The organism is Shimia sp. FJ5 (assembly GCF_032918335.1).
GTDB classification, from domain to species: Bacteria; Pseudomonadota; Alphaproteobacteria; order Rhodobacterales; family Rhodobacteraceae; genus Shimia; species Shimia aestuarii_A.
On sequence record NZ_JAWJUV010000006.1, the window covers coordinates 43752 to 61596 of the forward strand.

General features: G+C 59.1%; 17 protein-coding genes. 15 read left to right on the forward strand and 2 right to left on the reverse strand.

Going from position 1 to position 17845, the window contains the following annotated elements:
* From R1W01_RS16230 to R1W01_RS16280, 11 genes are all read left to right on the forward strand, one after another.
* Window positions 1-915 (forward strand): SDR family NAD(P)-dependent oxidoreductase, encoded by a 915-nt coding sequence (locus R1W01_RS16230; RefSeq protein ID WP_317275321.1) that lies wholly within the window; start codon window positions 1-3, stop codon window positions 913-915.
* Entirely contained in the window at window positions 915-1709 is a 795-nt protein-coding gene (locus tag R1W01_RS16235; RefSeq protein WP_243614195.1) for a citryl-CoA lyase, read from the forward strand. Before R1W01_RS16230 ends, R1W01_RS16235 begins: the two co-directional genes overlap by 1 nt.
* Before the next feature lie 3 nt (window positions 1710-1712).
* Window positions 1713-2876: an acyl-CoA dehydrogenase family protein gene (locus R1W01_RS16240; RefSeq protein ID WP_028288582.1), complete on the forward strand. Its 1164-nt coding sequence runs from the start codon at window positions 1713-1715 to the stop codon at window positions 2874-2876.
* An 11-nt stretch (window positions 2877-2887) separates the two neighbouring features.
* Entirely contained in the window at window positions 2888-3727 is an 840-nt protein-coding gene (locus R1W01_RS16245) for a MaoC family dehydratase N-terminal domain-containing protein (RefSeq protein ID WP_243614196.1), read from the forward strand.
* 211 nt (window positions 3728-3938) lie between these two features.
* On the forward strand, window positions 3939-4718 hold the full coding sequence (locus R1W01_RS16250; protein ID WP_028288584.1) for an ABC transporter ATP-binding protein: 780 nt from the start codon (window positions 3939-3941) through the stop codon (window positions 4716-4718).
* A gap of 4 nt (window positions 4719-4722) precedes the next feature.
* Entirely contained in the window at window positions 4723-6720 is a 1998-nt protein-coding gene (locus R1W01_RS16255) for an AMP-binding protein (RefSeq protein ID WP_243614197.1), read from the forward strand.
* Between the two features lie 15 nt (window positions 6721-6735).
* The gene (locus R1W01_RS16260; RefSeq protein WP_028288586.1) at window positions 6736-7620 is read left to right on the forward strand and encodes a branched-chain amino acid ABC transporter permease; all 885 of its coding nucleotides are present in this window, start codon (window positions 6736-6738) and stop codon (window positions 7618-7620) included.
* A 3-nt stretch (window positions 7621-7623) separates the two neighbouring features.
* A complete protein-coding gene (locus R1W01_RS16265; RefSeq protein ID WP_027264390.1) occupies window positions 7624-8676 on the forward strand; it encodes a branched-chain amino acid ABC transporter permease in 1053 nt (350 codons plus the stop codon).
* 34 nt (window positions 8677-8710) lie between these two features.
* Entirely contained in the window at window positions 8711-9949 is a 1239-nt protein-coding gene (locus tag R1W01_RS16270) for an ABC transporter substrate-binding protein (RefSeq protein WP_243614198.1), read from the forward strand.
* A gap of 61 nt (window positions 9950-10010) precedes the next feature.
* Entirely contained in the window at window positions 10011-10802 is a 792-nt protein-coding gene (locus R1W01_RS16275; protein ID WP_028288589.1) for an ABC transporter ATP-binding protein, read from the forward strand.
* Between the two features lie 12 nt (window positions 10803-10814).
* Window positions 10815-11603 (forward strand): SDR family NAD(P)-dependent oxidoreductase, encoded by a 789-nt coding sequence (locus R1W01_RS16280; protein ID WP_043753691.1) that lies wholly within the window; start codon window positions 10815-10817, stop codon window positions 11601-11603.
* 25 nt (window positions 11604-11628) lie between these two features.
* Here R1W01_RS16280 and R1W01_RS16285 read toward each other — a convergent pair whose 3' ends face one another.
* A complete protein-coding gene (locus R1W01_RS16285) occupies window positions 11629-12732 on the reverse strand; it encodes a CaiB/BaiF CoA transferase family protein (RefSeq protein WP_243614199.1) in 1104 nt (367 codons plus the stop codon).
* Window positions 12733-12776: 44 nt separating this feature from the next.
* Between R1W01_RS16285 and R1W01_RS16290 the strand changes: the two genes are divergently transcribed.
* From R1W01_RS16290 to R1W01_RS16300, 3 genes are read left to right on the forward strand one after another with little or no spacing between them, the layout of a single operon-like run.
* Window positions 12777-13634: an enoyl-CoA hydratase/isomerase family protein gene (locus R1W01_RS16290; RefSeq protein ID WP_317275322.1), complete on the forward strand. Its 858-nt coding sequence runs from the start codon at window positions 12777-12779 to the stop codon at window positions 13632-13634.
* A gap of 16 nt (window positions 13635-13650) precedes the next feature.
* Window positions 13651-14889, forward strand: a complete 1239-nt coding sequence (locus R1W01_RS16295) for a thiolase family protein (RefSeq protein ID WP_152467122.1) — start codon at window positions 13651-13653, stop codon at window positions 14887-14889.
* A gap of 16 nt (window positions 14890-14905) precedes the next feature.
* Window positions 14906-16072, forward strand: coding sequence for an acyl-CoA dehydrogenase family protein (locus R1W01_RS16300; RefSeq protein WP_136340189.1), 1167 nt, complete (start codon window positions 14906-14908; stop codon window positions 16070-16072).
* Window positions 16073-16114: 42 nt separating this feature from the next.
* Here R1W01_RS16300 and R1W01_RS16305 read toward each other — a convergent pair whose 3' ends face one another.
* Window positions 16115-16741 carry an SDR family NAD(P)-dependent oxidoreductase gene (locus R1W01_RS16305; protein WP_197918530.1) on the reverse strand — a complete coding sequence of 209 codons (627 nt, stop codon included), beginning with the start codon at window positions 16739-16741 and terminating at the stop codon, window positions 16115-16117.
* Here R1W01_RS16305 and R1W01_RS16310 point away from each other — a divergent pair.
* Window positions 16692-17669, forward strand: a complete 978-nt coding sequence (locus tag R1W01_RS16310) for an FAD-binding oxidoreductase (protein WP_243614201.1) — start codon at window positions 16692-16694, stop codon at window positions 17667-17669. The genes R1W01_RS16305 and R1W01_RS16310 overlap by 50 nt on opposite strands.
* Window positions 17670-17845 lie beyond the last annotated feature (176 nt).

Below are 17845 nucleotides of genomic sequence, written 5' to 3' on the forward strand. Positions count from 1 at the left end.
ATGACAAAAGCACTTGACGGAAAGGTGGTTCTGGTCACCGGGGCCGGCGGTGGGATCGGGCGTGATATCGCCTTGATGGCAGCCGCAGAAGGCGCCGCCGTGGTGGTCAATGATCTGGGCGCATCCCTGAAAGGCACCGGTCAGACAGAAACTGCGGCGCAGAAAGTCGTCGAAGAGATCAAGGCGGCGGGCGGCGATGCGATCGCCGATGGCGGCAACGTCACCGATCCGGACGCCGCGCGCGCGATGATCGAGGCGGGTGTCAAGGAATTCGGCCGCATCGACGCGGTGGTGAACAACGCCGGCATCCTGCGCGACGGGTTCTTCCACAAAATGACCTACGAGGATTTCGACGCGGTTGTGAAGGTCCATCTCTATGGCGCCTTCAACACCAGCCGTGCAGCGGCCGATTATTTCCGCGGACAAGAGGGCGGTTCTCTGGTGCACATGACCTCGACCTCGGGGCTGATCGGCAATCTGGCGCAGGCGAATTACGCGGCGGCAAAGCTGGGCATTGCGGCCTTCTCGAAATCGGTCGCGCTCGACCTGAAACGCTGGAGCGTGCGGTCAAACTGCATCGCGCCCTTCGCCTGGAGCCGGATGATCTCGTCGATCAAGACAGACACCCCGGAACAGGTGGCACGGGTCGAAAAGATCAAGGAGATGACACCGGCCAAGGTTGCACCGATGGCCTGTTTCCTGATGAGCGACCGCGCGGCTGACGTGTCAGGACAAATCTTTGCGGTTCGCAAGAACGAGATCTTCCTGTTCAACCAGCCCCGCCCGGTGCGGTCGGTTCATTCCGATGATGGCTGGACCGCCGATGAAATCGCCGAGCGCGCCATTCCCGCGCTCAAATCACAGTTCACGCCGCTCGAAGTTTCGGCGGATGTCTTTTCGTGGGATCCGGTTTGATGGGAAAACGCAAAGAAAAAATCAGCTCCGACATTGCCTGGAGCACCTCTGACAAGATCAGCGTGCGTGGGCTCGATCTGCCCAACGAGATCCTGGGCCACATGAACCTCGGCGATCTGGCGTTTCTGCAGTTGACGGGTCGCAAGGCCACGCCCGAGGAAAGCCGCGTCTTTAACGCCATCGTCATTACCTTGGTCGAACATGGTATCACGCCCTCGGCCCTGGCGGCGCGGATGACCTATATGGGGGCGCCGGAATCGCTTCAGGCGGCTGTGGCGGCTGGCTTGTGCGGGCTGGGCACCGTCTTTGTCGGTTCTATGGAGGGTGCCTCGAAGATGCTTTACGAGGCACTGCCACAGGACAAGTTGGGCACCGGTGTCGATCTGGATGCGCTGGCCGTCGAGACGGTGGAAAAATTCCGCGCCCGCAAGATGATCGTGCCGGGGCTGGGCCATCCGGTGCACAAGCCGGTCGATCCGCGCACACCTCGCCTGTTCCAGATCGCTGCCGAGAACGGCAAGTCCGGTGAATACATCGAGTTGATCCAGAAAATTCAGGCCGTTGCCGAAGAAGAATCGGGTAAGATGCTGCCGATCAACGCCACCGGGGCGATCGGAGCGATCTGCTGTGAATTTGGCTTCCCCTGGAAGATCGTGCGGGGCTTTGGCGTCATGGCACGCGCCATCGGTCTGGTCGGTCATATCCTCGAAGAGAGCGAAAACCCGATTTCCTATGAGCTTTGGCAGCGTGCCGAGCAGGAAATTCTTGAAACGTCGGGTCCGGGAGCGAAGTAACCGATGCAGACGTCAGCCCCAGACACTCACACCGATCTGCGCGACGCCTTGCGCGCACTTTGCGCGCAGTTTCCGCCAGAGTATCATCGCAAGTTCGGCGAAGACGAAACCTACCCCGAGGAATTCGTCGATGCGCTGACCCGCGAGGGCTGGCTTGCCGCGATGATCCCAGAGGAATACGGTGGCTCGGGTCTGGGGTTGACCGAAGCCTCGATCATCATGGAGGAGGTGAACCGCTGCGGCGGAAACGCGGGCCATTGCCACGGGCAGATGTATAACATGGGCACGCTGCTGCGGCATGGTTCGGATGAGCAAAAGCAGACATACCTGCCCGGTATTGCCAGCGGCGCGTTGCGCCTGCAATCCATGGCCGTGACCGAACCGACAACCGGGACCGACACCACCAAACTGAAGACCATCGCAGTCAAGAAGGGTGACCGGTATGAGATCAATGGCCAGAAGGTCTGGATCAGCCGTATCCAGCATTCTGACCTGATGATCTTGCTGGCCCGCACTACGCCGCTGAGCGAGGTCAAGAAAAAGTCGCAGGGCCTGTCGATCTTTATGGTCGATCTGAAAGAGGCAATCGGCAACGGGATGGAGGTCCGCCCCATCGCCAACATGCCCGGCCACGAAACCAATGAAGTGTTTTTCGACAACCTGGAAATCCCCGCCGAGAACCTGATCGGCACCGAGGGGCGCGGGTTTTACCATATTCTTGACGGGCTGAACGCCGAACGGACCCTGATTGCGGCGGAATGCATCGGTGATGGATACTGGTTCGTTGACAAGGCCCGCGCCTATGCCGGCGACCGCGTGGTCTTTGACCGTCCCATCGGCCAGAACCAAGGTGTGCAATTCCCTATCGCCAGGTCCTATGTGAACATCGAGGCCGCCAATCTGATGCGCTTTGAAGCCTGCAGGCGGTTCGATGCCGGACTGGATTGTGGTGCACAGGCGAACATGGCCAAGTTGCTGGCTTCGGAAGCCAGCTGGGAAGCGGCCAATGCCTGCATCCAGACCCACGGCGGCTTCGGTTTCGCACGGGAATACGATGTCGAGCGCAAGTTCCGCGAGGCGCGCCTCTATCAGGTCGCCCCGATCTCGACCAACCTGATCCTGTCATATGTCGGAGAACATATCCTCGGCATGCCAAGATCGTTCTGAAGGCTAGGATTATGGGTGAGATCGACCTTGACGCGCTGGCGCCCTGGCTGGGACGCACCGAGACTAAGGAAGATGTTCTGACGCACGGGCTGATCGACAAATTCCGCGCCACGCTCGGTCCGCATCTTTGGGACGGAGCGGGCGATGTCCCGCTGGGAATTCATTGGTGCCTTGCCCTTGATACCGTGCCAGCGACCGCCCTGTCAGAAGACGGCCATGCCGCGAGGGGTGGATTTCTGCCCCCTGTTCCGCTGCCCGCCCGCATGTGGGCTGGCGGCGATGTTGCGCATATCGCGCCGCTGAAAATCGGCGAAACCATCACCCGACGCTCTTCGATCAGGGATATTGTGGCCAAGCAGGGCCGTAGTGGACCATTGGTCTTTGTGACCGTCGAACATGAGTATCTGAGTGGCAACCGGCTTTGTATCCGGGAGCAGCAAACGATCGTTTATCGTGAGATTTCCGCCCCCCGCACGGGCGAGAGCGCACCTGACGCGGGTGACCCCACCACGCTCAGATCGACCCTGACACCGGATCCTGTTCTGCTGTTTAGCTATTCGGCGCTGACGTTCAATGCCCATCGCATTCACTATGACCACATCTACGCCACCGAAACCGAAGCCTATTCCGGGCTTGTTGTCCATGGCCCCTTGCAAGCCACGCTACTTCTGAATCTGGCGGCGGATGCGTTGAAAACATCGCCTCACCGGTTTTCTTTTCGCGGACTCGCGCCACTCACCCTGCCCTGCGAATTGCAACTGCACAATGAAGAGACCGGCACCTCCGGGACAGTCTGGTGTCAGGATCAAAACGGTCTTCGAAGCTTTTCCGCAGAGTACGCGGCTGTCTGATCGTTTTTCTTCGGTAGCGAATTCAATTGTTGACCAAATTTTCTAACATCTGTTAGGAATGACGGAGAAACTTGGTAAATAAACCAGGCAAACCTCTGAATTTAGAGGTGGGAGGAGGAACAATGCGAGGAAAACTCGTAACCAACGAAAAACCGTGCGGTCAGGCTATGCGCGCCTCCATGAGGTGTGGGGCAAAAGCACGGGCCGCAACATGACCACGAATAACGGGCACGTATCCTCACCGCTTGCGGTGCGTGGTGCAACTTTGAAATTTGGCGGTGTGACCGCGCTCGACGATGTGAGCATTTCTGTGGCCGACGATGAATTGCTTGCAATTATCGGACCGAACGGAGCCGGAAAAACATCACTTCTGAACGTGACTGCGGGCTTCTACCGTCCGCAGAAGGGCCGTGTCGAATTGTCCGGGCAGGACGTGACCGGCCTGCGTGTTGACCAGATCGCCCGGCGCGGTCTGGCGCGGACGTTTCAGGGCACCCATCTTTTTGCCGGGCAGACGGTGGTGGAAAACATTATGATCGGCCGCCACATGCTGATGAAATCGAATGTAGTCCAGGCCTTTTTCCAGTTCGGTCCCGTGATGCGCGAGGAATCGGAACATCGTGAAGCCGCAGAGGAGATCATCGATTTTCTCGAGATCGAGGCAATCCGCAACCGGCCCGTGGGCACGTTGGGGTATGGGTTGCGCAAGCGTGTCGATCTGGGCCGTGCATTGGCGCAGGAACCGTCGATCCTGCTGATGGATGAACCGATGGCCGGCATGAACTCGGAGGAAAAAGAAGACCTGGCGCGCTTCATTCTCGATGTGCGCGAGGCGCGCAAGATTCCGGTAGTTCTGGTGGAGCACGACATGGGCGTCGTGATGGACCTTGCCGACCGGATCGTGGTGCTGGATTTCGGGCGGGTCATCGCCGAAGGCACCCCGGAAGAAATCCAGAAGGACCCGGCTGTCATAAAGGCATATCTGGGGTAGCGGCATGGTCAAACAACGGACAGCAATGGTCTTTTCGGACCCAGCAGTGACACATAGCGAAACCCTGCCGCAGGTTTTGCTCGCGCGAGCGACATCCACACCGACCAACCTCGCCGAACGGCACAAGCGCCTGGGCATCTGGCGTGAATTCACCTGGGCCGATGTTCTTGACAGGGTTCGCGCCCTGGCTCTCGGGTTGGAGAACCTGGGCTTGTCGGCTGGCGAATCCGTCATGATGATTGGCGAAAACGAACCCGAACATTTCTGGGCTGAATACGCCGTCCAGTCGTTAGGCGGCAAAGTCCTGTCTGTCTATCCGGATCAAAACGCTGAAGAGATTCTGTATCTGGCCGAAGACTCGCAAACGCGGATTCTTCTGGCGCAGGATCAGGAGCAGGTCGATAAATGCATCGAGATTGCGGGCAAGTACTCGGGCGCCCTGGCGGTCGTTTACTGGGACGATTCCGGTCTGTGGGGCTATGATCATCCCCTGTTGCATTCGTTTGAAAGTGTGAGCGCGGCAGGGCGTCAGATCCACGCCAAGGAACCCGCCAGATTTGAAGAACACGTAAAACGTGGACGGGCGGACGATACCGCCTTGCTGTCCTATACCTCGGGTACCACGGGAAAACCCAAGGGCGTTGTCATCAGCCATCGCTACCTGTTCGACAATTGCTCGCGGGTGATGGGGGCAATCGAAATCGCGCCGGGCACCGAATACCTGACCTACATTTCGCCGGCCTGGGTCACGGAACAGATTTTCGGCCTGTCGATCGGTTTGATCGCGCCCATGGTCGTCAATTTCCCCGAAGGCCCTGAAGACGTACTGACCAACATTCGCGAACTGGCGGTCGACGCACTGGTGTTCAGCCCGCGCCAGTGGGAAAATCTCGCCTCCATCGTTCAGGCCCGGATGCTGGGGGCGGGCAAAATCCGCAATGCGATGTACAACTGGGGCATGAAGGTCGGCCACGACGTTTATGTGGAACGGCTGGAGGGGCGTAGCCCCAGCCTTGCCGCACGCCTGCAGCTTCCCTTTGCCGAAGCTCTGGTGCTGCATCACCTGCGCGACAATCTTGGCCTTGGTAAGGCCAAAAACGCAATGAGCGGCGGCGCCCTGATGGCACCTGACGTCTTTCGTATGTTCCACGCGATGGGGGTTAAGCTGCGCAACGTGTATGGCGCGACCGAAATCGGCCTTCTGACCGCGCATGTCGGCGAAAGCTATCAGCTGGAAACCAGCGGCAGCTGGATGCAAAGCAACACGAACTACGGCGAACCGCTGGAATACAGGGTCTCGGACGAAGGGGAGCTTCAGGTGCGTGGCGGATCGGGCTTCGGTGGCTATCACGGCAAGCCCGAAAAGACCGCAGAGGAATTGACCGAAGACGGTTGGTACAAGACCGGTGACGCGGTGTCGATGACCGACGACGGCGAGCTTTTGTTCTTTGACCGTGTCAAGGATATGCGCCGCCTGGCAAATGGGCACAGCTATCCGCCGCAATTCATCGAAACGCGGTTGCGGTATAGCCCCTTCATCAAGGATCTCATGACCTTGGGCGACGAAACCCGGAGCTTCGTCAGCGCGCTTATCAATATCGATATGGAAGTTCTCGGGCGTTGGGCGGAAGAGAACAAGATCAGCTTTTCGACCTACACCGATCTCTCGCAGAAACCCGAAGTTCTGGACCTTATCAAAGGCGAAGTGGCGCGCATCAATGCGCTCCTGCCCGAAGGCTCGCGCGTGGCACGTTTTGCGAATTTTCCCAAGGAACTCGACCCGGATGAAGGCGAGTTGACCCGCAGCCGAAAGCTTCGCCGGGCCTTTCTGGAGGAACGGTATGCCAAGCTCGTCGAGGCGATCTATGCTGGCGATGACGAGACAGATCTCGAAATCGCTGTGACCTATCAGGACGGCCGTCAAGGCGTTCTCAAGACCACGGTTCGCGTGTCGGATGTTGAAAACGCATCGAAGGCTGCCAAGCGGCAGTCCAAATCTTAAAGGAGGTCGGCGACAATGGTCTATTTCATCAATGACATCATTACCGGGGCTTTGATCGGCCTTCTGTATTCGCTGGTGGCCATGGGCTTTGTTGTGATTTACCGCGCCAGCAAGGTGTTCAACTTCGCGCAGGGCGAGCTTGTGATCATCGGCGGGTTCATCGTCTGGTTCACAACGATGCAAGCGGGGCTTAGCCTTTGGTTGTCGATACCCCTTTCGCTGGTTCTGGCCGGGCTGGTCGGGTACGCAATCGAACGGATTTTCCTGACAAAGCTGATCGGTGAATCGGTTTTCTCGATGGTCATGGTCACCGTCGGCCTTTTGATCCTGCTGCGCGGTTTGGTGCTGCTTGTGTTCGGTCCCGCGGTAAGACCCTTCCCGATCATTTTTCCGCTGAAACCCTTGTTCCTCGGCGATATGTTGATCCCGATGAACCTCCTGATAGGTGGGATCATCACCATTGTCGCGGCCGTCGGCCTGTCGTGGTTCTTCAACCGGACCCGGTCCGGCCTCCGTATGACCGCTGTGGCGGAGGACCACGTCGTAGCTTCCTCGATGGGCATTTCGGTGAAAGGCTCGATTGCCGTTGCCTGGGTTCTCGGGGCAATCCTGTCCACAATTGGTGCGATGATCTTTCTCAGCGGCAAATCGCTGACCTTCCTAGCCTCGGATATCGGGTTCGCGGCCCTGCCGGTGGCGCTCTTTGCCGGGCTGGAATCCATCGGCGGGCTTATCTTGGCAGGAATAATCATCGGCATCGCGCAGAGCTTGACCACCAACTACCTTGATCCGTTGATCGGTGGCTCGCTCGGCAGTGTCGTTCCATATATCATAATGCTTGCCATTCTGCTGATCCGGCCGACCGGCCTGTTCGGCTGGCGCACAATCGAACGGGTGTAATCCATGGATCCTTCTGGCGTATTCCCGACAAGCTATCGCAGTGACAGACGTTTGATCCGAACGCGCTGGCAGTTTCTGGCCCTCGTCGTATTCATGGCTCTACTGCTGTTGGCGCCTTACCTGGTGAGCAGCCGTATCATCGCTATCCTGAATATGATGATGATCAGCGCCGTCATCGCCGTCGGGCTTCAGATCTGCACCGGCTATGCGGGCCAGATCAACCTGGGTCAGGCGGCGTTCATGGGGGTCGGCGCCTATACGGCCTCGATACTGGCCTCGAAGACCGGCCTTACGTTTCTGCTGACCATTCCTCTGGCCGGGCTCTCGGCTGCGCTGTTCGGCTTTCTCTTTGGCTTGACCGCGGCGCGGATCAAGGGGTTCTATCTGGCACTGACCACGATTGCAGCTCAGTTCCTGTTCCACTTTGCCGTATTGAACCTGCCGTCAACCTGGCTGGGTGGATCGAACGGTATCACCGTGCCCCCGGCCGAGCTTTTCGGGCTGCGATTTGTCAGCGAATCTTCGCAGTTCTATCTGAATTTCGCCGTGACCGCGATCATGGTGGCGGGCGCGTTCGGGATCGTTCGGTCACGCTTCGGCCGTGCCTTCGTGGCGGTCAGGGATGATGACGTGGCCGCGGGTATAATGGGGATCAATGTCGCGGCCACAAAGGCAAATGCCTTCCTGATCGGCGCTTTCTATGCGGGCGTCGGCGGGGCGCTTTGGGCCTATCTGATCCGCTTCGTGGGGGTAGACCAGTTCACCCTGTTTCACTCGATCTTCTTCGTCGCGATGATCATCGTCGGCGGGATGGGTTCAATCGTGGGGGCCCTGATCGGCGTCTTCATTATCCGCATCATCCAGGAAATTATCGCGACGGTCGGCCCCAATATCGCCGACTCGGTATCATTCCTTGGCGGTGACATCGTGTTCGCTGGCATGAATGTCGTTCTTGGCGGCGTGATCGCATTGTTTATGATCCTCGAACCCAAGGGGCTGATGCACCGCTGGAACATCTTGAAGTCGTCATACCGTATCTGGCCGTTTCCTTACTGAGAAATAGAGCGGCTCTAAACCTGGGAGGAAGAATATGACTTACCAATCGAATCGAGGTCTTCGCGGCTTACTGGCAGCGGCTGCCTTGGCGGCCGCGGCGACCATGCCTTTGAAGGCGCAGGCCGAAGAGACCTATAATCTCGCCCTGCTGTCGGACTTTTCCGGCCCTTATGCTGACATCATGCCCATCCTGGCAGGCGGACGCGAAGCTGTGTTCACCTGGTGGAATGAAACCCGCGGCAAGGAACTTGGCGTCACGCTGAACTACAAAAACTACGAAACCCGCTATGACGCGGCACAGGTGGCAAGTCTCTGGCCCGGGATCAAATCGGAACTGGACCCGATTGCGGTTGTCGGCCTCGGCGGGCCTGACGTCGCGGCCCTTTCCGAACGCCTGCCGGAAGACAAAATCCCGATGTTCATGGCCACAGCGGCCTACGGTTTTGCCTGGCAACCGGATGCCTGGATTTTCAACCCACGCCCGACCTATTCGCACGAAAGTGTCGGCTTTCTGAACTGGATGCGTGAACAGCGCGGAGGAGACGAACCGCTCAAGGTTGCGATCCTCGCCTCCGAAGCATCGCCTGCCTATGTCGACATGGCAAAGGGCCTTGAACTCTATGCCGAAGAGCACCCCGAGGAGATCGACCTCGTCGAGGTCATCTATACCGAAGTTCAACCCACCGATCTGACGGGGCAAATGCGCCGCGTTGTACGAGCCGGGGCCGAGGCGCTGGTAATCCAAACTAACACCTCTATCGTGATTGCCGCGAAACGTGGGCTGCAGGCCAACGGGGCGAACATCCCGATCATGATGAGTTCGCATAACGGGCTTCCAGCCTCGGGTGGCGCGCTTGGCGGGCTTGAGCAAATGGAGGGGGACTTTGAAGCCTACGGCATGGCGATTGCGGCCGATGAGGACACTCCCGCGCGACAATTCTACGAGACATTGGTTGCCGATTACGGACTCGAAGCACATTGGAACGTCGTGACCGCAATGGGCGTATCTCAGGGTCTCTATACCGTGACCGTGATCGATCACGCGATCGAGGCGAACGGCGCCGAGGGCCTGACCGGAGAGATGGTACGTGAGGCGCTTTTTGCCAAACCGATCACCACCGAAGAAACCCATGGGTTCCTGCCGACCTTGTCCTTTACGCCAGAAGCACCGTTCCCATTGGAAGGCCTCAAAGTGAATGTGGGCACCGTCAAAGATGGGAAAATCACCATCGCGGCAACGGGTGTCGACGTTCCGCAAGTTGAGAAATGGTGAATTAATCCGGGCGCCGCAGTCGCGGCGCCCGTTCTGATCCTTAGCCCCGGGCAATATGACCATGCTGGAACTCAACAACGTAGAGGTGACATATTCCGACGTCATCCTGGCGCTCAAAGGCGTGTCCATGACAGTCCGTGCGGGACAATGTGTTGCTCTGCTCGGTGGCAATGGCGCAGGAAAAAGCACGACGCTTAAAGCCATCTCGGGAACGCTCAAATCCGAGGATGGAACCGTTTCGGCGGGGTCCATCGTTCTGGACGGAACTCCCATTCAGAACATGGAAGCCTCGGAAGTCGTGAAGAACGGTCTCATCCATGTGATGGAAGGGCGGCGCGTTTTGCGGCATCTGACGTCAGAGCAAAACCTGATCGTCGGCGGGCACATGGTGCCCAACTCCGCCGAGCTGAAAAAGCGCCTGGACCATGTTTACACCTTGATGCCCCGGCTTGCGGACCTGCGCAACCGCACCTCTGGCTTCATGTCTGGTGGCGAACAACAACTGCTGCTGATCGGCCGGGCCATGATGGCCAGCCCCAAGATCATCGCGATCGACGAACCGTCGTTGGGATTGGCCCCGATGATGATCCGGGATGTTTATGAAGTGCTCAAGCAGCTCAAGTCAGAAGGCACGACCTTCTTCCTGGTCGAACAAAACAGCGCTGCGGCGCTATCGATCGCCGACTATGCCTATGTGATGGAGAACGGCCGGATCGTGATGGACGGCCCTGCCGACAAGCTTGCTGACAACGAGGACATCAAGGAATTCTATCTCGGCGTCACCGCATCGGGCGAGCGCAAAAGCTATCGAGATATCAAACACTATCGCCGCCGGAAGAGATGGCTGGGATAGAAAGGAACGAAGATGAGTAACCTGCTTTCCATCAAAGGTCGTACCGCATTTGTAACCGGAGCGGGGCAAGGCGTTGGTCGGCAAGCCGCGCTTTATCTGGCGGAACACGGAGCCGGTGCCATCGTTGTCAACGATTTTCACGCCGAACGGGCCGAAAGCGTTGCCGCGGAAGTGGAGGCAGCGGGTGCAAAGGCTCTGCCGCTCGCCTTCGACGTCTCGGATTTCGACGCGGTTGGCGCGGCGTTTGCCGAAACGCAGACCACATTTGGCGGCGTGGATATTCTGGTCAACAATGCGGGCAACGCCGGGCCGACATCGCGGCTCGACGATCTGGTCCCTTTTTGGGAATCCGATCCCGACGAATGGCGCCGCTGGATGGCCACCAATTTCGATGGGGTGCTGAACTGCACCCGTCACGCCATGCCGTTGATGGTTAACAGTGGCTATGGGCGCATTGTGACCGTCATTTCCGACGCCGGCCGTGTCGGTGAACCGCATCTGGCGGTTTATTCCGGGGCCAAGGCCGGTGCGGCCGGCTTCATGCGGGCAATTGCAAAGGCCGGCGGCCGGTTCGGGATCACCGCGAATTGCGTCGCCTTGGGGGGCACAAGAACTCCGGCTGTCGCCGACCTGATCCCGGATGCAGAGACCGAGAAGCGGGCATTGTCGCAGTACGTGATCCGCCGTCTGGGCGAGCCGGAAGACCCCGCCGGAATGATCCTGTTCCTCTGCTCGGATGCTGCCAGCTGGATCACCGGTCAAACCTATCCGGTGAATGGCGGGTATTCTTTTGCCTGCTAGAGCCGCCATCGGACGGCTGCCGCCTCTAGTTGGAGCTGTCCGAAAAAACGCTGTCATTATCTGCCCCGAGCTCGGGGGGCAGATCCGGTATCGCGGTTTCGAAACCATCGAATTTCAACGGCTGGACAATAAAAGTCTCGGCCTTGCCGCCGTCATGCGTAATCTTGCGCAGCAGCTGGCGCGCACGCACATGGGGGTCGTCCAACGTTTCGACCAGGGAATTGACCGGACCCCATGGCACCCCCGCCTTATCCAGAAGGTCGCCCCATTCGGCGCGCGTCTTGTTGACCAAAATCGCCGCGATTTCTTCGCGCAGCGCGGCCTTGCCGGCGACACGGTCGCGGCCTGTCAACGGCGCAAGATCCGCCCTGTTGATCACATCGCAGAACGGTTTCCAGAACCAGTCCTCATGCGCGATGGACAAGGTCAAGAGCTTGCCGTCTTTGCAGGTGAACACGCCATAGCCCGGCTCGGCGATAAATTCGCCCAGCGGTGTTCCATTGGCGGCGGGAACGAGGAATGCGGTCAACATCGAAACCACCGCATCCGACATGGACACGTCCACGTAACGCCCCTGCCCTGTGCGCTGGCTCGACACCACCGCCGACAGGATTGCGATCGCCGCGAACAACGCCGCGCCAACATCCGCAAGGGGGATCGGCGGCACAGGGCCGGGCTGCTTTGCATCGGCCTGATCGGCCAGCAAACCGCCAACCCCTTCATAGCTCAGGTCATGGCCAGCCCTGTCACGATAGGGGCCGTCCTGCCCGTAACCCGAAATCGATACATAAACCAGCCGCGAGTTGACACGACGCATGTCCTCGAAACCGGCACCCAAGGCCGCAAGCTTGCCAGGGCGGAACCCTTCGACGATGACATCCGATTCCTTGGCCAGTTCGCGAAACCGTGCCAGCCCCTCGGCCGATTTCAGATCCAACGCAACGCTGCGCTTGCCTCGGTTCAGTGCCCGGAACAAGGGCGGAAATTGCCGGGCCGGATCGCCGACACCCGGTCGTTCGATCATGATCACCTCGGCTCCCATGTCGGACAACAGCATTGTGGCATAGGGACCGGGAAACTGTTCGGCAAGGCTGAGAATTTTCAGGCCGGCCAGGGGTGTAGTGCTCATATCAATCTCCAGCTCTTTTGTTTTCCACGTGCGGGTCCGCCCGAGTGCAGCGCAAATCGCCGCAAAAGACAAGGCGAAAAACCAATAATATGTATAATTATCAGGAGCTTAGCATGAGTGAAGCAAAGCAGACGCTATTCGTTGAGCGGGTCGAAAAAACTGAATGGATTACCTTCCAGCGCACCGAACAGCTCAACGCAATGTCAACGCAGATGCTGCGCGAGATGGCGGCAGCACTGGAATCGGCGCTGGCCGACGATGGGGTGCGTACAATTGTCCTGACCGGCTCTGGCCGGGCATTCTGCGCCGGTGCCGATCTGAAAGAAGTTGCTGGCGCCAAACATGCACCAGGCGAGCCGGATCTTCTGGATCTTGTCGATCACACGTTTGGGCTGATGCGACATGGCCCGAAACCGGTGATCGCCGCAGTGAACGGGCTGGCGATGGCGGGCGGTTTGGAAATGGTGATGGCCTGCGATCTGGTCTTTGCCGCCGAAAGCGCGCAACTGGGCGACGCACATTCCAACTTTGGCGTCTTTCCCGGGGCCGGCGGTGCGGCGATCCTGCCGCGTAGGATTGGCCTGAACCGCGCGAAATACCTGCTGTTCTCGGGCGAGAACGTTTCGGCACGGGACATGATGGACTGGGGACTGGTGAACAAGGTCGTCGCGGACGAAGACCTGCGACAAGCGGTGCAGGTCTTTACCGACAGGCTGGCAGAAAAAAGCCCGGCGGTCTTACGCCGCATGAAGACGGTTGCCAATCGGTCGCTGGACGTGGACGAAACCGCCGCGCTTTCCGAAGAGATGCTGAACCTGCGCGCGCACATGCGATCCTGGGACATGCACGAGGGTCTGTCGGCGTTCAATGAAAAACGAAAACCGCAGTTTCGCGGATACTAGGTCAGGAGGACAAACGATGCAGGACATTTACATCGTTGGCGTCGGGATGACGCCGTTCGGAAAGTTCCGGGACAAAACCATCAAGGACATGACCGGCGAGGCCGTCGCCGCCGCGCTTTCCGATGCCCGAGTGACGGCAGATCGCATCGACGGCGCATTCTTCTCGAACGCGGTGCAGGGCCACATGGAGGGCCAGCACATGATCCGCGGCGAAATCGCGCTGCGTGAAATGGGCATTCAGGGCATTCCGGTGGTGAATGTCGAAAACGCCTGCGCCAGCGCCTCGACCGGGTTCAAACTGGCAGTCGATTTCCTCAAGGCCGGCAATGGCGACTGCTGTCTCGCCGTGGGCGCCGAAAAGATGTATTCTGACGACCGTGCGTTGATGTTTTCGGCCTTCGACAGCGGCTGGGACGTCAGCAACAGCGAAGAGGTCGCGCAACGGCTGGCCGATCTGGGTGCAGGGGTCGAGGAACCCGAAGGATCGAAATCGCCCAAGCCCTACAGCGTGTTCATGGATGTCTACGCAGGCTTCGCCCGGCTGCACATGAAGACCTTTGGCACAACTCAGGAACAGTTCGCCGCCGTCGCCGCCAAGAACCATGCGCATTCCGTGCATAATCCACTGGCGCAATACCGAGAAGCCATGAGCGTCGATCAGGTATTGGCCGCGCCGCCGATCACCTATCCGCTGACCCTGCCGATGTGCGCCCCGATCTCGGACGGGGCCGCTGCGGCCGTTTTATGCACCGGCGAGGGGATAAAACGTCTGGGCCTAGATCCCGCGCGCGCGATCAAGGTCAAGGCCGCGATCCTGCGCTCGGGCACCGATCGTCCGCCGGAAGATTACAAGAACCACCTGACCCGGCTTGCCGCGCTTGAGGCCTATGAACAGGCCGGGATCGGCCCCGAGGATATATCGGTGGCCGAAGTGCATGACGCCACGGCCGTGGGCGAAGTGATCCAGATCGAGAACCTCGGATTTGTCGAATTCGGCGAGGGCGGTCCCGCCAGTCTGCGCGGCGAGACAAAGATCGGCGGACGCATTCCGGTGAACCCCTCGGGCGGGTTGGAATCCAAGGGCCACCCGGTCGGTGCCACAGGAATAGGGCAGGTTTTCGAACTGGTCACGCAACTGCGCGGCGAAGCTGGCGCGCGCCAGGTCGAAGGGGCAAAGAATGCCATCGCCGAAAACGGCGGGGGGTTGCACGGGGTAGAAGAAGCGGCCGCCTGCGTCATCATTCTGGGCCGTTGAAACAAGGAGACGAACCATGGAAAACGTGATCGCCGCCGCTCAGGCAATCTATACAGATGAGCAACGCATGTTGCTGGAAAACTTCCGCAAGATGGCCGAGGCAGAGTTCGCGCCGCTGGCCGAGAAATACGAGAACCTCGGCCACCCCCCCGATGCGAAAACCCTGAAGTCCCTGTTCGCCAAGGTCGAGGAATTCGGGCTGATCAGCGGCCTGATCCCCGAAGAGGAAGGCGGTGCCGGAATCGACCGCATGACCTATGGCATCCTATACGAGGAACTGGCCCGGATATGGGCCGATCTGGCAATCGCGGTGCTGATTCAGGGTCATGCCGTGTTCGCGGTCAACCTCTTGGGAAATGTGGCGCAGAAAGAGGCCTATCTGAAGCCGCTCCTGCGCAGCGAACGGATCTGTGCCACCTGTATTTCCGAACCAGAGGTCGGTTCGAACGTACGCGAGGTCAAGACACGTGCGGACCGAGAGGGCGATAAGATTTTCGTCACTGGCCAGAAGCTCTGGATTTCCAATGGGGCCCAGTCGGATTTCGCCATCGTTGTCTGCAATCTGGACGACGGTATTTCCATGGTCATCGTCGACCGCGACACCGGCAACTATGAGAGCCGCGAATTGCGCAAGATGGGACTTGTCGGTGCATCGACCTGTGAATTGTTTTTCGACCGGGCGGAAACCACCGCCGAGCATGTTCTGGGTAATGCAGGCGGCGGCCTGTTCCAGACGTTGAAACTGTTTGAGAGCGCGCGTGTGTTTGTTGGCCTGACCAGCATCGGCATTGGTCAGGCGGCATTGGAATGTGCGGTCAAATATGCCCAGGAACGCGAGCAGCATGGCAAGCCGATTGGCGGGCACCAGTTGATTCAAGGCTACCTGGCCGACATGGCCACGCACCTGGATGCCGCGCGCCTGTTGTGCCAGCGCGGGCTGCAACTTCTGGACCTGGGCGTGCGCTGTGACACCCAGACCTCGATGGCGAAATGGTATGCAACCGAAATGGCCGTCGAAATCGCCGGCAAAGCGGTGCAGATCCACGGCGGCAACGGCATCACCAAAGAGTTCGACGTTGAACGGCACTTCCGCAATGCAAAGGTCATGCCGATTCCCGATGGCACCACCGAAATCCAAAAACTGGTCATCGGGCGCAACCTGACCGGGCTTAACGCGTTCTGAAATCGTGACTCTAAGAATTGCGGCCGGGGATTCCCGGTCGCCTTATCGTAGGCCCCCGGTCCGGGGGGGGGCGGCCAACGGATCATGCCCCAACCGGCGCTGCGGGACGCGTTTGATCAATGCCTGTCCCGCGTCAGTGGCAAAAAACTCACGGTTCAGGTCGGTTTCGATATAACCGGGGCAGATGGCATTCACCCGGATGCCATGCCGCGCCCATTCAAGCGCCAGAGACCGGGTCAGTTGAATCAGCCCTTCCTTGGACGCGGCATAGGCGGACACATGGCTGGCCACCCGTGTGCCCAGAAACGAGGCGACATTGACGATACAGCCCCCGCGTCCGGCATCAATCATCGCTTTGGCGGCGATACGTGCGACATGAAATGCGCCCTTGAGATTTGTGTCTATGATCGCGTCGATTTCGGCCGGCCCGTGTTCCAATGCGGGAAGAGATGCCGTCGTTCCGGCATTGTTGATGACAGTGTCAAAGACCCGTCCCTTCAGCGCGGCTTCCACCGACTTCGGGTCCGCCACGTCCATCTCTATCACATCGGCCTGCCCCCCTTCCGCCGCTATCTTTGCGGAAAGCTCAGACAAGCGGGCGACGCGGCGGGCGGCCAATGTGACGTCGACATCCTGCCCCGCCAGCAGTTCGGCGAAATGCTCGCCCAATCCCGAAGATCTGGCGGACGACTATCAATTCATCCCGGGCCAGTACGTCACGCTGCGCCGTGCCGATGATATCGATGGTGTGCGGCGATGCTATTCGGTCAGCTCCGGCCGAGACGATGGCGAGTTGCGCGTTCTGGTCAAGCTGCTGGAAGGCGGAGCGTTTTCCTCTTTCGTTCATAGCGAACTGCCACCGGGCACCGAACTTGATGTCATGACGCCCGAAGGCACATTCGGATCAAAGATACGACAAGGCGGACCACGCACCTATCTCGCCCTGGCCCCGGGCAGTGGAACTACTCCAATCATTTCGATCATCCGCTCGGTGCTTGCCACCGAGGCCGGGGCCAACTTCATCCTTTTTTACGGCAGTCGAACGCTAAGTTCCATCATCTTCCGCGACGAATTGAACGATCTCAAGGATACCTATCCCGGACGGTTCTCTCTTTTTCATACACTGACGCGCGAAGGCACCGATTCCCCACTATTCTCGGGCCGGCTTGATGCGGAAAAGCTGCGCAAGTTCTCCGGTGCCCTGTTCGCTCCGGCAGAAATAGAAGATGCTTTTCTTTGCGGCCCCGCCGAGATGATTCAGGAACTCAAGACCGCGCTCCGCGACCTAGGCGTTGAAGAGAACCGTTTTCATGACGAGCTGTTCGCTCCCGCCGATGCTGACAATACCGCCACCGTCACGCTTGCGCCGCTTACGGCGGAAGCCGCCACTGGAAAAGGAGTTCAGGTCACGGCGATCCATGATGGCACCGCCCGCAGCTTTGTGATGACACCTGATCAGGAAAGCGTGGTCTCCGCCGCCGCAGCAGGTATCGAACTACCCTATTGCTGCAAGGGCGCAATGTGTTCCACCTGCCGCGCCAAAGTTATCGAAGGCGAGGCAGAGATGACGCTGAACTATGCTTTGGAGCCTTGGTAGTTGAAGGAGAACTTTGTCCTGACCTGCCAGGCCCGTCCGAAAACCAAAAAACTGACAGTCGATTTCGACCACGTTTGACCTGTGCCGCTTTCCGCGACACCCCACGGGCGCGCGGGGCCGGGATCCCCAAGACCTTCGCCAAGTTGAAAGTCTTGGGTCCACGAAAACCCGCGTGC